At 70.4% G+C, this 21,335-nt stretch carries 19 protein-coding genes; 4 read left to right on the top strand and 15 right to left on the bottom strand.

The features are described from left to right. The first annotated feature begins 357 nt into the window (after nt 1-357). Nucleotides 358-849, top strand: a complete 492-nt coding sequence (locus GXY85_04970; protein NLW50182.1) for a hypothetical protein — start codon at nt 358-360, stop codon at nt 847-849. Between the two features lie 24 nt (nt 850-873). On the opposite strand, the gene GXY85_04965 is transcribed toward GXY85_04970, so the two are convergent. From GXY85_04965 to GXY85_04950, 4 genes are all read right to left on the bottom strand, one after another. Then, the gene (locus GXY85_04965) at nt 874-3,222 is read right to left on the bottom strand and encodes a DEAD/DEAH box helicase (GenBank protein NLW50181.1); all 2,349 of its coding nucleotides are present in this window, start codon (nt 3,220-3,222) and stop codon (nt 874-876) included. A 1-nt stretch (nt 3,223) separates the two neighbouring features. Further along, entirely contained in the window at nt 3,224-6,037 is a 2,814-nt protein-coding gene (locus GXY85_04960) for a DEAD/DEAH box helicase (protein NLW50180.1), read from the bottom strand. Nucleotides 6,038-6,042: 5 nt separating this feature from the next. After that, nucleotides 6,043-6,951, bottom strand: a complete 909-nt coding sequence (locus GXY85_04955) for a hypothetical protein (GenBank protein ID NLW50179.1) — start codon at nt 6,949-6,951, stop codon at nt 6,043-6,045. A gap of 182 nt (nt 6,952-7,133) precedes the next feature. Next, complete coding sequence (locus GXY85_04950) at nt 7,134-7,343, bottom strand: cold-shock protein (protein ID NLW50178.1); 210 nt, start codon at nt 7,341-7,343, stop codon at nt 7,134-7,136. Nucleotides 7,344-8,110: 767 nt separating this feature from the next. Here GXY85_04950 and GXY85_04945 point away from each other — a divergent pair. Next, nucleotides 8,111-8,818 (top strand): rhomboid family intramembrane serine protease, encoded by a 708-nt coding sequence (locus GXY85_04945; GenBank protein NLW50177.1) that lies wholly within the window; start codon nt 8,111-8,113, stop codon nt 8,816-8,818. Between the two features lie 36 nt (nt 8,819-8,854). Further along, entirely contained in the window at nt 8,855-10,489 is a 1,635-nt protein-coding gene (gene murJ, locus GXY85_04940; protein NLW50176.1) for a murein biosynthesis integral membrane protein MurJ, read from the top strand. A gap of 10 nt (nt 10,490-10,499) precedes the next feature. On the opposite strand, the gene GXY85_04935 is transcribed toward murJ, so the two are convergent. From GXY85_04935 to GXY85_04895, 9 genes are all read right to left on the bottom strand, one after another. Then, a complete protein-coding gene (locus GXY85_04935; GenBank protein ID NLW50175.1) occupies nt 10,500-10,742 on the bottom strand; it encodes a hypothetical protein in 243 nt (80 codons plus the stop codon). Nucleotides 10,743-10,785: 43 nt separating this feature from the next. Next, on the bottom strand, nt 10,786-11,028 hold the full coding sequence (locus tag GXY85_04930; protein ID NLW50174.1) for an acyl carrier protein: 243 nt from the start codon (nt 11,026-11,028) through the stop codon (nt 10,786-10,788). Nucleotides 11,029-11,127: 99 nt separating this feature from the next. Then, entirely contained in the window at nt 11,128-11,979 is an 852-nt protein-coding gene (locus GXY85_04925; GenBank protein ID NLW50173.1) for a glycosyltransferase family 2 protein, read from the bottom strand. A gap of 11 nt (nt 11,980-11,990) precedes the next feature. Continuing rightward, nucleotides 11,991-13,154 carry a hypothetical protein gene (locus tag GXY85_04920; protein NLW50172.1) on the bottom strand — a complete coding sequence of 388 codons (1,164 nt, stop codon included), beginning with the start codon at nt 13,152-13,154 and terminating at the stop codon, nt 11,991-11,993. Between the two features lie 2 nt (nt 13,155-13,156). Beyond that, on the bottom strand, nt 13,157-14,374 hold the full coding sequence (locus GXY85_04915) for a beta-ketoacyl-[acyl-carrier-protein] synthase family protein (protein ID NLW50171.1): 1,218 nt from the start codon (nt 14,372-14,374) through the stop codon (nt 13,157-13,159). Next, the gene (locus GXY85_04910; GenBank protein NLW50170.1) at nt 14,371-14,886 is read right to left on the bottom strand and encodes a hypothetical protein; all 516 of its coding nucleotides are present in this window, start codon (nt 14,884-14,886) and stop codon (nt 14,371-14,373) included. Before GXY85_04910 ends, GXY85_04915 begins: the two co-directional genes overlap by 4 nt. Before the next feature lie 149 nt (nt 14,887-15,035). Beyond that, nucleotides 15,036-15,782: an OmpA family protein gene (locus GXY85_04905; GenBank protein ID NLW50169.1), complete on the bottom strand. Its 747-nt coding sequence runs from the start codon at nt 15,780-15,782 to the stop codon at nt 15,036-15,038. Nucleotides 15,783-15,833: 51 nt separating this feature from the next. Further along, nucleotides 15,834-16,943: a hypothetical protein gene (locus GXY85_04900; protein ID NLW50168.1), complete on the bottom strand. Its 1,110-nt coding sequence runs from the start codon at nt 16,941-16,943 to the stop codon at nt 15,834-15,836. Nucleotides 16,944-17,049: 106 nt separating this feature from the next. After that, on the bottom strand, nt 17,050-17,454 hold the full coding sequence (locus tag GXY85_04895) for a phosphoribosyl-AMP cyclohydrolase (GenBank protein ID NLW50167.1): 405 nt from the start codon (nt 17,452-17,454) through the stop codon (nt 17,050-17,052). A gap of 282 nt (nt 17,455-17,736) precedes the next feature. Between GXY85_04895 and GXY85_04890 the strand changes: the two genes are divergently transcribed. Further along, nucleotides 17,737-18,366, top strand: a complete 630-nt coding sequence (locus GXY85_04890) for an HNH endonuclease (GenBank protein NLW50166.1) — start codon at nt 17,737-17,739, stop codon at nt 18,364-18,366. Between the two features lie 27 nt (nt 18,367-18,393). Here the strand turns inward: GXY85_04890 and GXY85_04885 are convergent, their stop codons facing one another. Together GXY85_04885 and GXY85_04880 are read right to left on the bottom strand one after the other, a co-directional pair. After that, entirely contained in the window at nt 18,394-19,590 is a 1,197-nt protein-coding gene (locus GXY85_04885; GenBank protein ID NLW50165.1) for an aldose 1-epimerase family protein, read from the bottom strand. A gap of 46 nt (nt 19,591-19,636) precedes the next feature. Further along, on the bottom strand, nt 19,637-21,325 hold the full coding sequence (locus tag GXY85_04880) for a phosphotransferase (protein ID NLW50164.1): 1,689 nt from the start codon (nt 21,323-21,325) through the stop codon (nt 19,637-19,639). Between the last annotated feature and the right edge of the window lie 10 nt (nt 21,326-21,335).

Here is a 21,335-nt window from a genome sequence, read left to right as displayed (position 1 = left end):
ATCGTCACGCAACTCTCGCGGCTCGAAGACGGCAAGCGGGTATGGCAGCCCACGGCGGATGTCTTCCGCGTGGCCGACTCGCCCGGGTATCGGATTCCGCTCGAGAAGCTGGGATTCCCCCCGGAGCCCGAGCGCTACGAACCCGTGGAAGGAGTCAAGCCGGACATGGTCGGCCCCGACGTCGTGGGCCGCATCAAGGAACTGCTCGGCGACCGCGGCATCGTCGGCATCGGGCTGGCCGGCACGCTCGCGCTGGGCAACCCGGAGGCGATCTACAACTACTACGACAACCCCGACAAGCACGAGGAGTGGGCGCAGCAACGCATCGACGCGGTCGAGGAGAAGTTCCGCCGCCTGATGGAGTTCCCGGTCAAGCCGGACTTCTTCCTGTGCGGCGGCTCGGGCACGCTCGTGTTCCAGACGGTCGGGATCTTCCGCCAGCTCGCCCTGCCGGCCGTGAAGCGCGCCATTGAGCTGGCCACGTCCGTGGGCATCCCCACCCACGTGCACAGTTGCGGCCCCGAGGCGGCGCTCGTGAAGATCATGGCCGAGGAGACGGACCTGACCGTCATCGACCCGTTGGAGGAGCCGCCGATGGGCGACTGCGACCTGGCCGAGATGAAGCGGCTCTACGGCGACAAGATCGTTCTGAAGGGCAACCTGTCCACGACGGGCCTGATGCTCAGAGGGTCTGCGGACGACGTGCGCGCAACGGTCCGGCGCTGCATTGACGCGGCGGCGGAAGGAGGCGGTTACATCCTGTCGACCGGCGACCAGCTCGGACGCGACACGCCCGAGGAGAACATGCGCGCCATGGTCGAGACGTGCCGGGAATACGGGCAGTACTGACGGACGGGCACGGCCCTCGGGCCGTCAGGCCTCCGGCGATGCGGTCAGGAGGGCGTTCAGGAGGTGGAGCGCCCCCGCCTTGCTGGGGATGCGGCCGCGCACGGCGCTGTCCAGGTCCGTCATGGCGAAGGCGGGCACGGCGGAGCCGACGCACGACGGGCAGCCGTCCTCGCAGCCGCACTCGCGCACGACGCCGTAGGCCATCTGCATGAGCTGCTCGATGCGAGCCAGGCAGCGGCGCGCGTAGCCCATGCCCCCCGGATAGCGGTCGTGCAGGAAGAGCGCGTCGCGGCCCAGGCAGCGCGAGTCCACGACGGTGCCCATGTCCTGCGTGTCGCACATGACGAAGAACGGGGCCACCTCGACCAGCACGTTGGCCAGGCCGATCAGCGCCTCGCTCACAACGAGGCCCTGCTCCTGCATGCCGGCGGCGAGGGCCTTCGGCGGGCTGAACCACATGGCCACGGTCTCGAGTTCCTGCGGGGGCAGTTCGAGCTTCTCGAACCCCAGGCTGTCCCGCGAGTGGAAGCGGATCTTCTTGAACATGGGGATGGTCGTCGTGACGGTCACGTCGCCGAACCCGACCAGCCCGCCGCGCCAGTCGTCCTGCTGTTCGGTCTCGTCGATGCGGATCTGCGAGTTCTGGATCGACTGCGTGTAGTAGTCCAGGTCGCGGCGGGCGACGAAGGCGATCTTCTGGTCCAGGTCCAGCTTGTTCACGAAGTAGGTCTCGGCGCCGTGGATGTAGACGGCGTGGTCGTGCAACTGCGCAAGCGCGCTGATCTCGTCCATCGTGCCGATCACGCGCTCGCCGGCGGCCTCGTCCTGGATGGTATAGACGGGCCCGGCGATGTTGCGCAGGTTCACCTCGGCGGCCGGGTACTCCGAGCGCGCCCAGTACCAGCGCCCGTCGATATGCCGCACCGACTCGTCCTCGGCGAGCAGGTCGAGCATCACGGGGCCGTACGGGCCGAACGCCTCGGCCTCGTCGTCGCGCAGGGGCAGCTCGTGCGCGGCGCAGCGCACGTGCCCGACGGCCACGTGGGGGTTGTCGGGGTCCACAACGGCCTGCTCCGGGTTCTGCGCGAAGATGTAGCCGCTCTCGGCCATCAGGTACTGGTCCATGGGCGAATTCTGCGCGACCAGGAACACCAGCGAATCCTCCTGCCCGCGCCCCGCACGGCCCGCCTGCTGCCACAGGCTGGCGACGGTGCCCGGGTAGCCGACGAGGATGCACGCGTCCAGGCTGCCGATGTCGATGCCCAGTTCGAGCGCATTCGTGCTGGAGACGCCGAGGATTTCCTTGTTGACCAGACGGCGCTCGATCTCGCGCCGTTCCTCGGGCAGGTAGCCGCCACGATAGGCATGGACCGATTCGGCGAGTCGGCGGCTCACAGGCCGCAGCAGGTCGCGCACGTTCTTGAAGATGAGTTCGGCCGCCAGGCGCGTGCGCGTGAAGGCGATGGTCTGGATCCCCGTGCGCACGAGCGCGGCCATCAGGTGCACGGCCTCCCAGGTGGGGCTGCGCCGGTCGCCGCCGATGCGCCAGTCGTCGGGGCGGCCGCGGGCGGCCGTCTCCAGCGGCGGCGGGTTCCACAGCACGAACACCTTCCGGCCGCGCGGCGAGCCGTCCTCCGTCACCAGCTCCATCGACTGCCCCGTGATCCGCTCGGCGTGCTCTCGCGGGTTGGCGATCGTGGCCGAGCAGCAGATGTACTGCGGGGCGGAACCGTAATGGCGGCAGATGCGCTGAAGCCTGCGCAGGACATCGGCCACGTGCGAGCCGAAGACGCCGCGGTAAGCGTGCACTTCGTCGATGACGACGTACTTCAGGTGCGTGAAGAACCGGTTCCAGCGCGCGTGCTGCGGCAGGATGCCCTGGTGCAGCATGTCGGGGTTGGTCAGGATCACGTTGCCGCCGTCGCGCAGGCGGCGGCGCAGGTTCTGGGGCGTGTCGCCGTCGTAGGTGCCGGCCAGGAAGCGCACGTCGCGCTCCGGCATCTCGAACCGGCCGATGGCGCGCAACTGGTCCTGGGCCAGCGCCTTGGTCGGATAGACGTACAGCATCGTCGCCAGGCTGTCGTCGATGAGGGCTTCGACCACGGGCACGTTGTAGCAGAGGGTCTTCCCGCTGGCCGTGCCCGTGACGATGACTACGTTGCCCCCGGACCGCACGTGCTCGATGGCCTGGGCCTGGTGGCTGTAGAGCTGCTCGATGCCCTGCTTGCGCAGGGCATGCTCCACGGCGTGATGCATGCCGTCGCCCAGGGCGGCGAACACGGCCGGCCGGGCGGGCACCTCGTGGACGGACACGATCTGGTTCGAGTAGAACCGCTGCTTGGGCAGGCGCTGTATGAAGGTGTCGGCGTCCACGCTATGCCTGTTCATCCTCAGAGGGAGCGGCGGCGTCGGGCGTCCCGGCCGGGGGCCGTCTCGTGAGCTTCCGGGCGCGCGCCGCCAGGGAGTCGCCCAGGCGGATGGGCGCCTGCGCGCCCTCCGGTGCCGCTTCGTTCTGCACGCGCGGACGGCCCGGGAAGTCGACGGGCCGCCGGTTGCCGTGGTCCGTGATCATCCCGGGGCGCGGGGTCGCCTTCGGCGCGTTCGGCGGCAGGCCGTCGGGCCCCAGGTGCTTCGCCAGGCGCTTGCGCAGGTCGCGGTGGAACTCCGTGCGCCGCTGCCTGCGGGTCGCCGCGTCGGCGCGGTCCAGTCCCTCGCGCGGCTCGGCGTCAGGATACCGCGTCGCCACGCGCGGCTCAATCGCATGGAACACCGCCGGCTCGCGCATGCGCTCCAGCCGGCGCCCCAGCGCCTGCTCCAGCCGAGACGAGGCGGCCGCCTCGTCGTCGGACAGGGCGCCCCGCGCGGGCATCTGCAGCCGCGTGCCGTCGCCCAGAAGCCCCTCCAGGATCATCCGCGCGGCCGCCTTGCTCGGGATGGAGCCCTCGCCGCGCTCGACGTTCCAGGTGGTGTACTGCCGGAGCGGCTTGCCGACGCAGCACGGACAGCCGTCGTCGCAGTCGCACGTGCGCACGGCGTCCAGGACGGCCGGCATGATCTCGTGCAGGCGTTCGAACGCCTTCTCGGTGAAGCCCAGCCCGTGCGGATAGCGCTCGTAGACAAAGATGGCGTTCCACTCGCTGTTGGCGCTGCCGATCGAGTGCGAGAAGTCCAGGGTGTCGCACGTCATGAACGCCGGCAGCAGCATGCGCGTGGCATAGCCGATGCCGCGCAGCCCCGCGTGGGCGTCCAGGCCGGCGTTCCGCACCTGCTCCATAAGGCCCTCGGGCGGCACGAGCCAGAAGGCCATGGTCTCCAGAACGAAGGTCGGCAGGTCCAGCGCATGGCGCGAGACGGCGTCGAGCGAGTAGAAGTGGATGCGCTCGTACATGGACGTGCGGAAATAGGCCGTCACCTCGCCCCAGCAGGCGGTGCCCGTGCCGAAGGGCTTCTCGCGCAGGCGGTGGTCGACGTGGTGCACGTCTGTGCCGCCGAGGGGCTGGGTGTAGTAGTCCACCTCCACGCGCTTCACGGTGGCGATGTTCCGGTCCAGGTCGAGGCGCAGGACCCGGTAGGTGTCGCCCCGGTGCATGTAGATGGCGTCCGGATGCACGATCGGGGGCGCATCGAACCGGTCGACCTCCCCCAGGACCGCCCCGGTGTCGACGTCCTCGATCACGACGTTCGCCTCGGCGAAGTCCCGCAGCGAGACCTCGTGCTGCGGCGTCTCGGAGGCCGCGTGGTACCACAGGCCGTCGACGAGCCGCACCTTCCGGTTGCCCTCCAGCACCCGCAGGGCCAGCCGCGCGTGCGGACCGAACAGGTCCGCGCCGGCGTCCGGCAGCGGCAGTTCGTGCGCCGCGCAGCGCAGGTGGCCGATGACGACGAACGGGTTGTCCCGGTCCACGACGCCCTCCTCCACCGGCCGGCCGAAGATGTAGTCCGGCGTGCTCATCACGTACTGATTGACGGCCGTGTCGATCCCCACCAGGATCACAAGGGCGTCGCGATCCTGCCGCCCCGCCCGGCCGGCCTGCTGGAAAAACGACGCGAGCGTGCCGGGATAGCCGACCAGGATGGAGGCGTCCAGCGCGCCGACGTCGATGCCCAGCTCCAGTGCACGCGTGCTGCTGACGCCCAGAAGCTCGCCGTTGAAGAGCCGCCGCTCGATCTCGCGCCGCTCCTCCGGCAGATAGCCGCCCCGATACGGCGAGACCCGCTCCGCCAGGTGCGGCGCGTGCACGCGGAGCGTCTCGCAGACGTAGCGGTGGATCATCTCGGCCGTCATCCTGGCCTTCGAGAACGTGATCGTGGGCACGCCGTGCTGCACGAGCATCGCCATCAGCTCGTGGGCCTCCACGTTGGCGCTCCGCCGCGACCGCCACGCCCCGCTCCGCACGCGCGGCGGGTTCCAGAAGACGTAGGTGCGCCGGCCGCGCGGGCTGCCGTCCTCCAGCACCACGGACACGGGCCGGCCCGTCAGCACCTCGGCCAGCTCGCCCGGGTTGCCGATCGTGGCCGAGCAGCCGACGAACCGCGGGCTCGACCCATAGTGGCGGCAGAGCCGCCCGAACCGCCGCAGGACGTTCGCCATGTTCGCGCCGAAGATGCCGCTGTAGACGTGCAGCTCGTCCACGACCAGCCACCGCAGCGCGCCCAGGAAACGCCCCCAGCGGCCGTGCTGCGGCATGATGCCGCTGTGCAGCATGTCGGGATTGGAGAAAAGGACGGCGGCATGATCGCGCAGGCGGCGCCGCACGTGCGCCGGCGTGTCGCCGTCGTAGACGCCGGCCAGCACGTCCGTCAGACCCGCCGCGTCCAGCACGCGCCGGAACGACTGGAACTGGTCCTGGCAGAGGGCCTTCGTGGGGAACAGCAGCAAGGCCCCCCCGCCCTCGCCGCGGGCCAGCATCTCCAGGATGGGCAGGACGTAACACAGCGACTTGCCCGAGGCCGTGCCGGTCGTCACGAGCACGTCGCGGTCAGCGTCCAGCAGGTCGAGCGCGCGGGCCTGGTGCGTGTAAAGCCGCTCGATGCCCAGCGCATGCAGGGCGGCCCGCGACCGATCGGAAAGGCCGCGGCGGCGCTGGGCGAAGCGCGCCGGGCGCGGCGGCTCCTCGCGCACGTGCACCATCTGACCCCGGTAGGCGGGATCGCTGCGAAACCCGCGCAGGATCTCGGCGAAGTCCATGCCCCTCACCCGGCTTCCGGCGGCGGCAGCCTGACCATCAGCTCGGCCAGCGTCAGCAAGTCTTGCCGGTTGTGCTCCAGCACGTCCAGCATCTCCAGGGCGTTGCCCGTGCGCACGTACTCGTGGTAGGCCTCCGGGATCTCGCTGCCGGGGATGTCCGCCGTGCGCACGCGGCCGCAGATGCGGCGCTCCAGCGTCTGGAGACGGCAGTTCGGCAGGACGTCCCGCCAGATCCGGCGGCACACGTGCAGCAGGTCCAGATGCGCAGGGTCCGGGGCAAACGGCACGCCCACGGCGGCCGCCCGAACGCGCACGTAGGGCAGATCGAACGACTTGCCGTTGAACGACACGAGCAGGCCCCGCCCGCCGGCCGCCTCGGCGAAGTGGGCGATGACGGGTCGCTCCTCCGAGTAGTCCCGCGCGAAGAACTGCCGCACCACCAGGGCGCCGCCCTCACAGGCCATCGTGCCGATCAGGAACAGCGGCGTGCCGGCCAGACCGGTCGTCTCCAGGTCCACGAACAGCACGTCGTCCGGCCGCACGCCGTCCAGACCGCACGAGGCGGCGATCAGCCGCCGGATGGGCGAGCCGGCGTCCTGCAGGTGCGTCCGAAACTCGCCGCACAGGGCGCCCCAGGTCTCACAGGAACCGTCGAAGCGGCGCTCGATCACGTAGGCCGCGCCGCCCTGCGGGCAGGGTCGCGCGACGCCCGCCACCTCGTCCTCCAGACGCACGAGGCCACCGGCGACAAGGCGCCGCGGCCGGGCGGGCGTGGCGACCGGCAGATCCCGTCGGAACACAATGGGGTTCCGGCATCGGCGCTGCTCAGCGTCGGAACGGATGCGGCCCAGCCGACGGCGAATGCCGTCGATCTCCGGATCCGGCGGCGCGTCGACTCGTCTCCTGCCGTCCATGCGGCCTCCGACCGGTCCCGAACGCGACTGCATACATCTGACGGGGCTTCAGCATTGTACACCGCCCATCGGCGAGGCACAAGGAGAGCGTCGGTGCAGGCGTGTCGGAAGGCCGGCCAGGAGGATGCGGGGCGCCGACGTGTCCCTCCCGCGTCGGCGCCGGGATCCGGAACGGGGCCGCGTTATCCGCCGAGCTTCACCACGTTGACCGCACGGGGACCCTTCGGGCCTTGCTCGACCTCAAACTCGACCTCCTCGTTCTCGGCCAGCGTCTTGAACCCCATGCCGGTGATCGCGCTGTGATGCACAAACAGGTCCCTCGCACCGTCGTCCGGCGTGATGAACCCGAAGCCCTTCGTGTCACTGAACCACTTCACCTTACCCTTAGGCATTGCTGCACCCCTCAAAACAGTCCCGATGTTGAGCCGGCACGCGACACTGCATCGCTCGGCTCCCGGCGTCCTTCGTGCCTTTCCGTCGCATGCTGCCGGTCGACGTTCAGCAGTCCCGGCGAACCCCGGACCGTCCGGCGGGCACCGCGCATGCCGGTTCCACACCGCAGGGGGAGGGACCCCGGGGTGCCAACCGGACACAGGCATGCGCGTCCGCGCACGGGAGGGCCGCAACGCCCGGCGCTCCCGACTTCCACCGACGGCCTCGGGCCCCGACCGCACTGCTCCCTCACAGCAACGTGGTGCGACGGAGCACACCCGAGCGCCGACAAACGGGCGCATTATAGCCGTGATAGAGTTCCTGTGCAAGGAGCCAAAACGACGAGTCGCGGCAATCCGGTCAACCGGCAGGCGTGCACACGCGCGGCGGATGCCCGCGGCCGGGAATGGCCGCTCTACCCATTGTGATTCAGACGGCCGCGCTGTTCGCGCCGGGTTGCCCCGGGCGTCCCCGCCCCCGGGCGTTTCGCGCGCGGGGGGGCGGGCACGACGGCGCGTGCCCCTCCAACGGCGTGCCGGCCTCCCGCCGCCCGTGGCCGTCCGTTCTCGTCCGTGTGTGTCCGTGTGCGGTACAGGCGCGTATCCCTCCACCGCCGGGGCCTGACGCCTGCGTGCTTGTGTCCCGCCGGACGCGTATGCTATCCTGAGCCCCGGTCAGTGCCGTGGGGCACGGACCGCCTGGCGGATCGCCAGAGGGGGAATGAGCCTTGCTGCCGCTGCGCGACAGGAACCCGTCCGGCATCGTTCCCTGGGCGACCTACGCGTTCATCGCCGCGAACGTCGTGGCGTTCGTGTTCCAGAGCGCCCGGCCGAAGACCGAGCTGACGGAGTTCGTCCTGCAGTATGGATTGGTGCCGTCTCGGGTGACCGGCGCCCTGAAGGGCGAGGTGGCGTTCCTCGGCGGCGCGCTGGTGCCGGCGTTCAGCAGCATGTTCCTGCACGGCGACATCCTGCATCTCCTGGGGAACATGTGGTTCCTCTGGATCTTCGGGGACAACGTGGAGGGGCGGCTGGGTCATCTGCTCTACGTGCCGTTCTACCTGGCCTGCGGCCTGGCTGCCGCGGCGCTGCAGTATGTCATCGCGCCGAGCAGTCCGGTGCCGATGATCGGGGCCAGCGGCGCCATCGGCGGCGTTCTGGGCGCCTACATCGTCTGCTGGCCGGGCGCGCGGGTGCTGACGCTGGTCCCGTTCTTCTACTTCCTGCACTTCGTCGAAGTCCCCGCCATGGTGCTCCTGGGTATCTGGTTTCTGTTCCAGTTTCTCGAGGGCGCGGCCTCGCTGGGCGTCGCGTCGCAGGGCGGGGTCGCCTACTGGGCGCATATCGGCGGCTTCGCGGCCGGGGTGCTTCTGGTCAAGCTGCTGCCGGACGGGTCCCCGCACCGCGCCGCGACGCAGGCCCCCTGGCGGCGCTGACGGTCTCCCCCACTTCCCGCTTCGCCGAGGCATCACGTGCCGCAGCAGACGGACGGCATCATGCGCGGGGCCGGCATCCTGGCGGCCTTCACGTTCCTGAGCCGTGTGCTCGGGCTGGTGCGCGATGCTCTCTCGGCCGCCCTCTTCGGTGCGGGCGCCACCTGGGACGCCTTCAGCTTCGCCTTCCGGGTGCCGAACATGCTGCGGCGCCTGCTGGGCGAGGGGGCGCTCAGCGCGGCCTTCATCCCGATGTTCGCCGGGCGTCTGGAAGCCGGCGACCGGGAGGGCGCCGCGGCCCTGGCCGGGCGGATCGCGGGCGTGCTGACGGTGCTGCTGGGCGTCCTCATCGTAGCGGCGGAGGGCATCGTCCTGACGCTTCTGGTGTTTGCGAACCCCAACGAACAGTGGCGGCTCGCCCTCGGCCTGACGGCCGTGCTGCTGCCCTACATGCTGCCGATCTGCCTGGCAGCTCTGCTGGCAGCCGTCCTGAACTCGCTGCGCCACTTCACGACCCCGGCCCTGGCGCCGGTGACGCTGAACCTGGTATGGATACTGGCGGTGGGTTTCGTGGCCCCGGCTGTCTCGTCGGACCCCATCGTGCGCATCTACATCGTGGCGGCGGGCATCCTGCTGGCCGGGCTCCTGCAGCTGGCCCTGCAGGTCGGCGGGCTGCGTGCGGAGCGGTTCGTGTTCGCCCCCGTTCTGGCACCCGCGCATTCGGACGTGCGCCGTCTCGCCCGTGCGATGGGGCCCGTTGCGCTGGGCATGGCCGCCGTGCAGCTCAACCTGCTGCTCGACGGGGTGATCGCCCTGTCGCTGGCCGGCCCGGAGGACGGGGCTGCCCTTCGGCTCTTCGGGGCGGTCCTGGGCTATCCGATGCGGGTCGGGGCGAACAGCGTGCTGTATTACGGCAACCGGCTGATGCAGTTGCCGCTGGGCGTGTTCGGGATCGCGATCGCAACGGCCGCCTTCCCGGCGCTGAGCCGACACGCCGCGCGCGAGGACCGCGCCGCGTTCGCCGCCTCGCTCCGGCGCAGCCTGGGGCTTGTGGTGTTCGTGGCGGCACCGAGCGGTGTGGGCCTGATTGTCCTGCGGGAGCCCATCATCGCCCTGGTGTTCCGGCGAGGGGCCTTCACGGCGGCAATGGCCGACCGGACGGCGGCGGTGACGCTGGCCTATTCCACTGCGGTCTGGGCCTATTGCGCGGTGCACGTGCTCAGCCGTGCGTTCTACGCGCTGGGGCGGGCGGGGACGCCGGCGGCGGTGGCTGCCGTGGCCGTCCTGGCCAACCTGGCCCTGAACCTGACGCTGGTCTGGCCGCTGGCGGAGGCCGGCCTGGCTGCCGCCACGGCCGTCTCGGCCGTGCTCCAGGTTGCGGTTCTGTGGTGGCTCCTGCAGCGCGCGGGCATGACGGGCGACCCGCGCCGGCTGCTCGGCAGCATCGGCAAGACGCTGCTGGCCACGGGCATCATGGCCGGAGCGTGCCTGGCCGTGCTGGGCCGGCTGCCCGCCGCATGGTCGGTCGGGTCCCTCGGACTCAGGTGCCTGCGCGTCGTGCTGCCGACGGCGGCGGGCGGATCTGCCTTTGTAGCGGCCGCCGCCGTCCTGCGCGCCGAGGAGCTGCACGAAACGGCACGGCGGATGTTCCGCCGCACCTCGTCCACGCGCTGACGGGGGCACCTCACTCGAACAGCGGCGGTCCGGCCTCCGCACGCGCCTGTTCGCGCGCGGCCGTGGCGGAGGTCTCGGCGGCCGTCACCAGCACGACGGCCGTGCCCATGACCTGTACGTCCGGCTTGCCGGGGCGGGTCAGCACGATGTAGTGATCGGTGACCTCCGAGACCTCCCCGCCGACCGTCTTGCCGTTGACCAGCAGGATGCTCACCTGCCGTCCGAACCAGCCGCCTCTCAACACATTTCCCATCATGCCTCTCCGTGCATGCAGGCGTTCCGCCGTGCGTGCGGGCTCATCTGTCGCCTCTGGCGCGCAGGTAGTCGACGATGGCCCGGACGCTGGCGAAGTTCGCGATCTCGAAATCCGCATCCTCGAACGTCACGCCGAAGACCTCTTCGAGGCCGACCACGACCTCCAGTATCTGCACCGAATCGAGTCCGACGGCCTCCAGAAGGTCATCCTCCGTGCCGATCTCCTCCGGAGCGATGCTCAGGAAGCAGCGCTCGACGATGATCCGCTTCACTGCGTCTTCCATGGATTCGGTCATCCGGTCGTTCCCGTCTTCGAGCCGTGTCGGTCGCCCACAGGCTACCGCATGCCGGGGCGCTTGTGCAATCGAACGAGCCCACAGCCCTCATCGGGTGCGGCGGCCGTGGAGCGACGGCACCTCGAGGCGTTCCCAGCGGCAGGCGTCGTCCGGCGGCCCGTCCTCGGTCTCGAACATGTGCCGCCAGCGTTTCTTGAACAGCAGGCCGTGCTTGATGATCAGGTAGGTGTTCGGCAGCTTCTCGGTCCCCTCACTGGTGATGCTCTCCCAGTGATGCACCTCGACTGCCGGCTCATAGAGGGCCTGGTAGCCGTGCGCACGCGCCCGATAGCAGAGGTCCAGGTCCTCGTACTCGATCGGGTTGAACGCCTCGTCCAGGCCGCCGATCTCGGCAAACAGACGTCGGGGGAACACCATGCAGGCGCTGATGAGCGCCTGGCAGCGCAGCGGCCGGCTGAACTCCGGTTCGGCGCGGTCGCGCCCGCGCCCGCGGAACTGCACGCGCCCCGTGCGCGAGATGGCCACCCCCGCACACTGGATGCGATGCGGCGGAACCGGGTAGACGAGCTTCGGCCCGGCGAGCGCCCGGCCGCCTGCCCGTTCAATGGCGTCGATGAGGCCGACGGCCCATCGGGGGTCGACGGCCACCACGTCGTTGTCCATGAACGCGCAATAGTCGCCCGTGGCGCAGTCGACGCCCCGGTTGCGCGCGGTCGAGCAGCCGATGTTCGCCTCGTTGCGCAGGATCCGCAGCGTATGGCCGCGTTCGGCAAACGCCGCACTCCGGCCGGCCAGCCAGCCCCCGGTGCCGTCGGTGGATCCGTTGTCGACCGCCACCACCTCCAGCCGCACCCCCGTGGTCTCCCGCAGGCTGTTCAAACAGGCCTGCGTGTAGGCCAGTTGATTGTGCGCCAGCACGACGATGCTCAGGCTGTGCATCCTTGGGCCCTCTACATGGCCACGAGCACGGCCGCGGCGACCTCCTCCGGGCTGCAGCCGACGACCAGGGCCGCGCCGCCCAGCAGGGGCTCGGGGCGGCCTTCCACCCAGACCTCCACGCCCCCCTTCTCACCCCAGAGCACCACGTCGGCCGGGACGCGGCCGGACGAGACGGCCTCGGCCGCCAGTGCGCATTCGAGCGGGAAACTCGCCGCGAAGACGTTGCCGACGAACGGAGCGGCGCCGACCTTCGGCACCTGCGAGAAGCGCCGCAGAGCCAGTCCCTCCGCCTGGGCGGCCGGCGAGTCCTCGGCCGGGGCGCCGCAGCACGCCACCAGCCCCACGTCGCCGTCCCACATGGCCGCCTCGGCGATGGCGGCGTCCACGGCCGCCTCCAGGGCCTCGGCCATGCCGGCCGCCGTAGCGGCCCCGCCCGTGCCCATGCAGACGACGGAAGCCAACTCGCAGAAGGCATATCCCTCGCGCCGCTCGACGGAGTCCTGGGTCTCCAGAACGAGGAAGGCGGCCGCCTGACCGGGCGGCAGATTGCCCGGCGCCCCCTGCCACATCCGCTCCAGCAGTTCGGGTGCGACCGCGTCGGCCCCGCCGGCGAGGATCATGTCCGCCTGGCCGGCGTCGAGCGCCATCAGGGCGCCCTGCAGCGCCTGCGCGCCGCACAGCCGGCCGCCGCAGACGTTCTGATGGACGCCCGCCAATGCAAACTCGATGGCCAGCAGGCTGGCCGTCGTGTTCGGGTATGCGTGCGAGAAGAGCACGGGCGAGGCCAGGCGCATGCCCTTCTCGTCGACGGCCCGTCGGAAGGCCTCCAGAGTGTCCAGGTTCCCGAGGGAGTTCGCGTAGTGGAGGCCGCACAACAGGGGGTCGACCTCGTCCGGCTCGACGGCGGCGTTGTCCAGCGCCATCGCCGCGGCGGCCAGGGCGCAGCGCGACTGCGTGTCCAGGTATGGCCGCCGGGTCTCCAGGAAGTCCGCCAGGTCGAAGGGGGGCAGCAGCAATGGCCGCCGGGGAAGCTCCCGCTGCGTCCGGTCCGTGCGCCGCACGATGCTCCGCTCGGCCAGCACGCGCGCCAGGTCCTCCACGTTGTCGGCCAGGCCGGTCAGAACGCCCATGCCGCTGACGTACACGCGGTCGGGGTGCACGGGGGCTTCCTCCATGGCTACTTCCCTTCCCCGTTCCGATGGCCATCGGCGCGGCGAAACACGACGGCGGCGTTCGCCCCGCCGATGCCGGCCGCGTTGTTCAGCACGGCGGACACGTCGGCCCGCCGCACCGCTCCCTGCACGACGTCCACCGCGCAGTCGGGGTCGCGCGTCTCGAGGCCCACGGTCGGCGGGATGATGCCCCTCGTCAGCGTCCGGACGCAGGCGATCGCCTCCAGGGACCCGGCCGCCCCCATCGCGTGTCCGATGCTGCCCTTGATGGACGTCACCGGGATGCCCGCCAGGGCGTCATCGAACACGGCGGCGAGCGCGCGGGCCTCGGCCACGTCGTTCAGCTTCGTCGCCGTGCCGTGCGCGTTGACGTGATCCACGTCGGACGGCTCCAGGCCGGCGTCGTCGAGCGCCATCTGCATCGCGTGCGCCAGGCCGCTGCCCTCCTCGTCCGAATGCGTCAGGTGGCAGGCGTTGTTGTTGACCCCGGCGCCGGCGACCACCGCCAGGATGGCCGCGCCGCGCTCGCGCGCGTGCTCCTCGGTCTCCAGCAACAGGCAGCCCGCCCCCTCGCTGAATGCCGTGCCGTTGCGGGCGCGGTCGAACGGGCGAACCCCGGCCGGCCGGCCGCCCCGCGGCGCCGCCATGACCCTCAGAGCCGAGAGCCCCGCCCAACTGAACCGGTCCAGACTGTCGTAACCGCAAGCCAGCCCGGCCTCCGCGCGGCCGTAGCGTATCAGCTCCAGCAGGTGCGCGATCGCGGCGTTTCCGGACGCGCACGAGAGCGACAGGGACGCCACCAGGCCGCCGGCGTCCAGACGCCCGGCCAGCGCGGCCGCCTCGGCGCCGAACGGGCCGGAAGCCGCCGGCCAGGGGGCTTCGCCGCCGGCCAGGAGGCTCACGATGGCCTCCTGCGGCCCGAAGTTGCTGCCCGTGACGACGGCCAGCCGGCGACGGCACTCCTGCGGGAAGCCCGCCAGCGCCTCCCGGCACGCACGCAGGGCGAAGCGCGCGCCCCTCGAGAGGCCGCGGGACTCGTCCGCCTCGGTGTCGAACCCCTCGACCTGCCCGGCCAGGCCGTAGGGCACGCCCCCCAGGGCGAACCGCGTCAGCGGCCCCAGCCCGCACGCGCCGCGCCGCAGTCCCTCCCACAGCGCGTCCACGCCGACTCCCAGGCAGCAGACCGCCCCCATGCCGGTTACGCACACCCTCGTCGTGGTCACGGTCGGGGGCCTCCTCGACGGTGCAACTCCTCCTGGACGTCGTGCACACGCACCACTCGGCCGCAGCGCGCGCAGAGCGCCTCCAGGTCGATACCCACGCGCCGCGCAAGGCGCCGCGCGGCGGGCGTGGCCCGCGCTGCGCCCGGCCCCGCCCCCTCGTCCGGCGTGATGGGCGGGCGGCCGGGGGCGGCGTCGCCCCCGCCCAGGAGGGCGTCGCGGTAGGCTTCCAGCACCGCCCTGTTCTCTTCCTCGACGTCCGGGAGCGGTTCGTCCGGCGGATCGCTCAGCAGGGCCAGGACGTATCCGACCGGGACGACGCTGCGCGCGGGCGCACAGAGCCGGCGGCAGGTGGCGGCCACGTCCGTCTCCAGCTCGAACGTGGCCTTGTCCGTGATGATCTCGACCACGGGCTGCCCCGCCTCGACCGGCTGGCCGGGCGCCACCAACCACTGCGCGATGGTTCCCTCGTCGACGTTGGGGTCGATCCTCGGCATCAGGAGCCTGTGGACCATGACATTCCTCGGCGGGGGCGGCCACGAACGGAGACACGCACGCTGATATCGATTATAGACGAGTCCGGCGGGGGCTCACAAACGCGCCGGGCACCGACCCGGGGCCCGTCGCCCCGCCCGGTGCCCGACAACGGATGCGGCAGTCAGGCTCAGCCCCCGAACGCGCCAACACGCTCGGCGGCGTCGGCGGCTGCCTTGCGGGGGACCAGGAACACCTCGACCCGGCGGTTCTCAGGCACGTCGGCGGTCGGTTCGTGCGGCGCGACCCGGGGCTCATTCGGCCCGAAGCCGGCGACGAACGCCCGGGACGGGTCCAGGCCGATGCCGATCAGGTAGCGCATCACGCTCAGCGCGCGCATCGCGCCCAGGTGGTAGTTGTCCTTCCAGCCGGACCGGCTGATCGGCACGCCGTCGGTGTGTCCGTCGATGCGGATCATCTGCTCCGGATGGTCGCGCAGGTAGCCCATGAAACGGTCCAGCGCGGCAGTGGCCTCCGGCGTCAGCTCATCGCGGCCGGGGGAGAAGAGTATGTCGCTCTCGAAGCGCACGAAGTTGCCTTCGGGGCGCTGGTCGACGTCGACGCCGTCCATCGCCGCCAGAAGACGCTTCAGTTCGAGCGCCTGCTGGTGGGCCTCCTCTTTCGCGCGGCGGACCCCTTCGAGTTCGCGCGCCATCGTCTGCCCTTCGCGCGTCGCCTTGTCGAGCAGCGCCTGGAGGGCATCGGCGCGGGACTTCACCTCGCGGTTCTCTTCGAGCAGCACCGCCCGCTCGGACTGGAGGCTGGCCACCTGATCGGCAAGGCTTGCGTTCTGATTCCTCAGTTCCCGGAGCTGCGCGCAACCGGTGAGCCCGATGAGACCGATCGCCATCGCCACCGCACCCAGTCGTTTCAACATGGGAACCTGCTCCTCTGCATATCGAAGCTTCTGCACGCCGGCCGGACCCCGTCAGGAGCCGAAACGTGCCCAACTCGTCAGCCCGGTTGTGAAGGCCGAGCCGTTTTCCACGACGAACAACATGCTGACGGCCAGGACGATCAGGGCGATGACGAGCAGTGCCACGAAGGCGCCGCCGATCTGCTCTTCCGCGCCGACCGGTTCGGCATACGGCACGGCGAACTCGGCCCCCGCGCCGAAGTCCTCGCCGAGATCAGCGCTCGGCGCACCCAGCACGGTGCCCAGATCGCTCTCCTCGTAGGTCGGCTCCTCCATCGTAGTGATCTCGGCCGTGATGTCTTCGGTGTCGCCGAGGGCGTGCGTCGTGCCCGGTTCCTCGTCGATGTCCATGATCTCGCTGAGCAGGTCCTCCTCGGCGACATCCTCCTCGGCACTCAGGTCGAGCATGTCGGTGACGATCGCCGGCTCCTCCGAGTCCTCGGCCGGTCCCGCTGCGCCTGCGGCAGGCTCCGCGGCCCCCTCCAACTCGATCGAGTCCGACTCGAGAGCATCGGTGAAGTCGAAGAAGTCCTCCGCGCTGGACTCCTTGGCCTTCTCGCGTCCTTCACCCTCGATCAGCAGGTCGGTGGCCATGGCGTCGGCGCTGGCGGAGGCCTCGGCCCCCTCCAGCTCGAACTGGTCGTCTTCCTCCAGGATCTCCGTGTCGTGGTCGGCCGCCCCGCCCGCCTCGTCGTCCGCCAGCACGACCGTGGCCAGGTCGCCGGCCCCGAACGCCTGGTCGCCTTCCAGCACGACCGTGTCGAGCGCACCGGCACCGCCCGCACCTTCCTCGTCCTCAAGGATGACGGTGCCCATCTCTCCTTCGGCCGATCCGCGACGGCCCTGGTCGAGCATCTCCGTGATCGGCTCCCTGCCGGCACCGTTCGCCGAATCCAGAAGCTCGGTGCCCGGTTCCTGGCCACCGTCGTCCTCCATCACGGTCGGGCTCTTCTCCATGTCCCGCTTGATGTCCTGCACCTCGGCGATCCGGAACTTCGTCTCGCCCTCCATGACGTGCTCGGTCAGCCGCCCCTCGCGGATGAAGGCATTCAACTGGCTGCGGTTGACCTGGAGCTCCTGAAGTGCCTGCTCGTAGCTGAGATAGCGGTCGCTGACGGTCATCGCTCGTCTCTCCCATGCAAAACCACGGCGCCCGGCTCTCTGCGCCGGTTCCCAGGAATCCCGGACTCGATGAGTATTATAGCAATCGGTCGAGTGGATGCAAACCCTAAGTTGCCCGTGGCCGATCGGCACTCCGGCCGTAGACGCGCGCCGGGTCGAACACCCGCTCCTCGCAGACCTCCAGTTCCCCCGTCGCCGCGTTCAGGCGGCGGTAGTAGCAGGTCCGATATCCTGCGTGGCAGGCGGCCACCTCCTGCTCCACGAGGAACAGCAGGGAGTTGCCTTCGCAGTCCGGACGCACCTCCAGGACCCTCTGCGTGTGCCCGCTCGTCTCGCCCTTGAGCATCACGCGCCCTTGCGAGCGCCGGAAGACGTGCACCAGCCCGGTCTCCAGGGTGAGACGCAACGCCTCGCGGTCCATGTAGCACAGAACAAGGACCCGCCCCTCCTCGGCGATCACCGCGGGGATCAGGCCGTCCTTGAACCGCAGCACCTTGAGCAGAGCGTCCATCGCCAGGTCCTCCTCGGGGGTGTTCTGCCATCATGGTAGGGCCCCGCAGGGGGGGAAATCAATGGGCACGTGCACGGGCGGGCTCGGCGGCCTGCTCCCCGGCTTCGCCGACGGGCACGGACGCACCCCCGGGCGCCCGGGCGCGGTGTCCCTGCCTCCCGGCCGAGGGCGGCCGCGCGATCCCTGTGTGTGTGTGTGTGTGTGTGTTGAGACGGCCAGAGTCACTTGCACGAAGGCGGCCGTTCTCCTATAGTCCCTACATAGAGGAAGGTGACACCGTACATGTCCAGCGAGGCCCTTCAGTCGAGCGTTCTGGTTCTGAACCGCGGGTTTGTCCCCGTGCGGCTGACGACGGTCCGCCGGGCCGTGTGCATGCTCTTCGACGACACGGCCGAGGTCGTGCTGATGGAGGACGGGCATCTGTCCTTCTACGACTTCCGGACCTGGGCGGAGGTCAGCGAGTTCCGGCGCGGGCAGCCGCCGGCGGACGATGAGACGGAGTGGATTTCGACCGTGAGCTGCGATCTGCAGGTCCCCCGCGTCATCCGGCTTCCGGCCTACGACCGCTTCCCGCGGCGCCACGTCGGGTTCAACCGTCGCAACATCTTCGCCCGGGACGAAAACCGCTGCCAGTACTGCGGCCGGCGCTTCCCGACGAGCGAACTCAGCCTCGACCACGTACTGCCCCTCTCGCGCGGCGGGCTGACGGACTGGGAGAACATCGTCTGCGCGTGCACCCACTGCAACAAGCGCAAGGGCGGCCGCACCCCGGCCGAGGCGGGCATGCAGTTGACGCGCCGCCCCGTCGAGCCGAAGTACAACCCGATGATCCGCCTCAAGCTGCGCCGGCGGAAGTATGATTCGTGGAAGCAGTTCCTGAACGAGGCCTACTGGTCGGTTCCCCTCGAGTAGGCCCCCCGGCCGCTCCCGCGCCCTGCCTCAATCGGGGCAGTACTCGGGCTCGGGCCGGTCGCTGACGCGCGGCCGGCGCCCTGCGGCAATCGCCCGCACCTCCGCCCGCAGTCCGTCCAGCTCGTCCCTGCCCACGAGGATCGAGTAGTCCAGCTCGGTCCGGTAGGTCGCCCCGGCCGGCACGCGGACGACACGCCCCTTGCTGCGCTCGAAGCCCCGTCCGTTCGGGTAGTCGGTCCCGGGCTCCAGCGCGGTGACGTAGCCGTCGACCTCTGCGGCCGAGTTGCGCCAGAGCGTCAGGGCAGGCAACTGATCCACCGAGTAGCGGATGGAGGCGGCCAGGGCCTCCGCCGGGTTGAGCAGCCCCACCAGGGTCCGTCCGCCCGCTGCGGACAGCACGCGCATGTAGTAGCACTGCTCGGCGAATCCGGCGGTCGGCGGCCCGTAGACGTTCCACGTGCCGATGTCCTCCGCCGCACGCGCGTCGCGCGGGCAGACGTGTTCGACCGGCGCAACCACCTCCGTGCCGGCCGCCAGGACGGGCGCGCCGTAGTTGCAGTGGTAGAGCAACTCCATCTCCTGGGTCTCCGCAGAGACGTTCCGGACGACGTCGCTGACGCGGAACGTGCGCGACCCCGGGACGGTCGACAGCGTCGTCGCCAACTCCCAGGACGGCCCGAACATCCGCGCGTCCCGCAGTTCGCCGACGACCGACAGCTCATAGGGCGGCTGCAACTGCACGCGCAGCCGAACGCGGTTGGCCGGGCAGTTGGCGATCGTGCCGTGCAGGGGCAATGTCACGCGCTTCTCGGCTCCCGTATTCGTACGGATCAAGTCCTCCCCCGGGGCGCCGTTGTAGGACAGCCCGCACCGGCACACGAACTCGCTGAACCCGGCGACCCAGCCCAGACCGCCCTGCGTCTCCTCCCGGACGAACGCCGGATGCACGACCTCGCGGACCGGCCCCTTCCAGGCCAACGCGGCCTCGTCGGTGAATGCCTCCAGGATGCCCATGCCGCGGGTCGGACACACCACGACGGTCATGCGCCCGTTGTCAATGCGGACCACGTCGACCCCGTGCTGCTTGCCGCCGACCAGGGTGGTCTTCTCCATCACCCACGGGGGCCCGTCGTAACCGATGAAGCTGCCGGCGGACAGCTCCTGCTCGTCCAGCCAGACGCCCTCGCCGGAGTCCGTCAACACGCACTGGAAATACGACGCCATTCGGAATCCCTCCCGTTCGGCTCCGCAGTCGCGCGGTCCCGGCCGGCTATAGCCGTCCGGAGCGCAGGATACTCACAATCAGCCACACGCCGAGCACAAGGCCGAAGAGCAGGCCCACCAGCCCCAGCAGGCTCACGCGCCAACCCAGGACGCTGACGGCGCCGATCTCCGCGCCGAGCAGGCTTGAGGACGCGATGATGATCGCGGCCAGGATGATGCTGAGGGACAGGCGGTTGCCGGTCTGGTCCAGCTCCCGCAGCCCCTTCTCGAAACCCTCGTGACGGACCCTGAACTCGATGTCGCCGCGCTGCAGCTTCTGCAGACCGTGGCGCAGCGCACGCGGGACGTCGGAGACCAGGCTCCCCAGTTGATACCCGCCGGCCATCAGCATGCGGCGCATGCCGACCAGCGACAGCTTCTGCATCAGCAGGCTCCGCCCGTAGGGCGCCGCGAGCGTGCCGATGCGGAGGCCGGGCGACAGGCGCATGACGGTGCCGCTGACGGCCACCAGCGCCCGCCCCATCAGCACCAGGTCGCGCGGTATCTCCGCGTGGTAGCGGCGGATCACGTCCATCACGTCCTGGAAGGTGTGCTGCAGGTCGAGCCGGTCCACCGGCACGCTGCTGTAGCGCTCCAGCAGGACCACCAGTTCCTGGCGGAACTCCTCGGCCCGCTCCTCCGAGACGCGGCTGATCTCGGCCGCCACCTCGGCCACCAGCTCCGGCTGCCCGCCGCCCAGGGCCATCACGCAGACGCCCAGGCCCCTGCGCAGGCGGGACCGGACGTGCCCGACCATGCCGAAGTCCAGCAGCGCCACCCGGCCCTGTTCGGTCACAAGGATGTTGCCGGGATGAGGATCGGCGTGGAAAACGCCGAGGATGAACACCTGCTTCAGGTAGGCGTCCATCAGGGTGCGCGCGACCGCCTCCCGGTCGATGCCGGGCCGCTGCGGCTCCGTCAGTATCTCGCTGACGTGAACGCCCTCCATCCGGCGCATCGTCAGGACCCGTGCGGTCGTGAAGTCCCAGTAGACCGCCGGTATCTCGATGCGGTCGTCATTCCGGAACTGCTCCCTCAGCCTGTGCGTGTAGGCGGCCTCGGCCATGAAGTCGAGTTCGCGGCCGATGCCCTGCGCAAACTCGTCCACGAGCATGGGGAGCCGGAACGGCCTGAACTCCTCGACCCGGTCCGCCTGGGCGGCCAGGAAGGTCAGGATGGCCACGTCGTCCTGGATAACGCGTTCGATGCGGGGCCGTCGCACCTTGACGACGACGGGGGTGCCGTCGGGCAGCACCGCGTCGTGCACCTGGGCGATGGAGCCGCTCGCCCGGGGCTGTTCGTCGAAATCCCTGAAGACCTCCTCCACCGGCCGGCCCAACTCGCCGGCGACGATGGAACGGGCGGCGTCCCCCGCGAAGGGCGCGACGTGGTGGCAGATGCGCTCCAGCTCGCGGATGTAGTGCGGCGGCAGGATGTCCGGCCGCGTGGCGAGCGCCTGGCCGAACTTGACGAACGTCGGCCCCAGCTTCTCCAGCACCGTGGCCAGGCGGGCCGGCAGGTCCTCCGGCGGCTCGTCCTGCACCTGCACGGGCAACCGCAGACGGGCCGGCAGGTAGCGCAGCAGATCCATGCGACCCACCAGGAACCCCAGCCCGTGCGAGGCCGCCGTGCTGGCGATCTGCGCGACCCGACGCATGCGGCGCGGGCCCTTCAGGACGGAGCTGATCCTCACCATACACCCCCTC

Source organism: Candidatus Brocadiaceae bacterium (genome assembly GCA_012728835.1).
In the GTDB taxonomy this organism is placed as follows: Bacteria; Planctomycetota; Brocadiia; order SM23-32; family SM23-32; genus JAAYEJ01.
Note: the sequence above shows the minus strand (reverse complement) of the source record. Positions and strands in the feature narration are given on the sequence as shown.

Excerpts from the sequence above, each read along its gene's own strand:
- GXY85_04970 (NLW50182.1), top strand. The coding sequence starts at position 358 with ATGGAGTTCCCGGTCAAGCCGGACTTCTTCCTGTGCGGCGGCTCGGGC.
- GXY85_04960 (NLW50180.1), bottom strand. The coding sequence starts at position 6,037 with ATGGACTTCGCCGAGATCCTGCGCGGGTTTCGCAGCGATCCCGCCTAC.
- GXY85_04955 (NLW50179.1), bottom strand. The coding sequence starts at position 6,951 with ATGGACGGCAGGAGACGAGTCGACGCGCCGCCGGATCCGGAGATCGAC.
- GXY85_04950 (NLW50178.1), bottom strand. The coding sequence starts at position 7,343 with ATGCCTAAGGGTAAGGTGAAGTGGTTCAGTGACACGAAGGGCTTCGGG.
- GXY85_04935 (NLW50175.1), bottom strand. The coding sequence starts at position 10,742 with ATGGGAAATGTGTTGAGAGGCGGCTGGTTCGGACGGCAGGTGAGCATC.
- GXY85_04930 (NLW50174.1), bottom strand. The coding sequence starts at position 11,028 with ATGGAAGACGCAGTGAAGCGGATCATCGTCGAGCGCTGCTTCCTGAGC.
- GXY85_04925 (NLW50173.1), bottom strand. The coding sequence starts at position 11,979 with ATGCACAGCCTGAGCATCGTCGTGCTGGCGCACAATCAACTGGCCTAC.
- GXY85_04920 (NLW50172.1), bottom strand. The coding sequence starts at position 13,154 with ATGGAGGAAGCCCCCGTGCACCCCGACCGCGTGTACGTCAGCGGCATG.
- GXY85_04910 (NLW50170.1), bottom strand. The coding sequence starts at position 14,886 with ATGGTCCACAGGCTCCTGATGCCGAGGATCGACCCCAACGTCGACGAG.
- GXY85_04905 (NLW50169.1), bottom strand. The coding sequence starts at position 15,782 with ATGTTGAAACGACTGGGTGCGGTGGCGATGGCGATCGGTCTCATCGGG.
- GXY85_04900 (NLW50168.1), bottom strand. The coding sequence starts at position 16,943 with ATGACCGTCAGCGACCGCTATCTCAGCTACGAGCAGGCACTTCAGGAG.
- GXY85_04895 (NLW50167.1), bottom strand. The coding sequence starts at position 17,454 with ATGGACGCTCTGCTCAAGGTGCTGCGGTTCAAGGACGGCCTGATCCCC.
- GXY85_04890 (NLW50166.1), top strand. The coding sequence starts at position 17,737 with ATGTCCAGCGAGGCCCTTCAGTCGAGCGTTCTGGTTCTGAACCGCGGG.
- GXY85_04885 (NLW50165.1), bottom strand. The coding sequence starts at position 19,590 with ATGGCGTCGTATTTCCAGTGCGTGTTGACGGACTCCGGCGAGGGCGTC.
- GXY85_04880 (NLW50164.1), bottom strand. The coding sequence starts at position 21,325 with ATGGTGAGGATCAGCTCCGTCCTGAAGGGCCCGCGCCGCATGCGTCGG.